At 53.0% G+C, this 419-nt stretch carries 1 protein-coding gene; it reads right to left on the bottom strand.

Annotation, left to right across the window (positions count from 1 at the left end; genetic code table 11):
• Window positions 1–419 (bottom strand): aminotransferase class III-fold pyridoxal phosphate-dependent enzyme (locus AAX04_RS11535; RefSeq protein WP_156519859.1); only part of this gene is annotated, 419 nt, incomplete at both ends.

The raw sequence follows: 419 nt of genomic DNA, 5'->3' as shown, positions 1-419 counted from the left end.
TCCCTCGTCGCCTTTATGAAGCCTTGGTCCGGTATTATTAGGCCGTAGTTGCCTGCTATTGGCTCCACGAGCAGTAGCGCTATTTCGTTGCCGTACTCCCTGAAGACCCTTTCAAGGGCCTCAGTATCATTGTAGGGGACTACTAGCGTGTACTTAGTGGCCTCCTCAAGGATGCCGGCACTCGTGGGCACGCCCCAGGTGGCTGCCCCACTACCAGCCTTAACAAGGACGTAGTCGAAGGCGCCGTGGTAGTTGCCCTCAAACTTAACAATGTACTTCCTACCCGTGAACCCCCTCGCTAACCTAACAGCATTCATAACGGCCTCAGTGCCCGTGTTAACGAACCTAATCATCTCAATGCTCTTAATATTACTCGTTATCTTCTTAGCCAACTCCACCTCCCTCTCCGTTAAGGCGCC

The organism is Caldivirga sp. MU80, from assembly GCF_001663375.1.
In the GTDB taxonomy this organism is placed as follows: domain Archaea; phylum Thermoproteota; class Thermoprotei; order Thermoproteales; family Thermocladiaceae; genus Caldivirga.
Note: the sequence above shows the minus strand (reverse complement) of the source record. Positions and strands in the feature narration are given on the sequence as shown.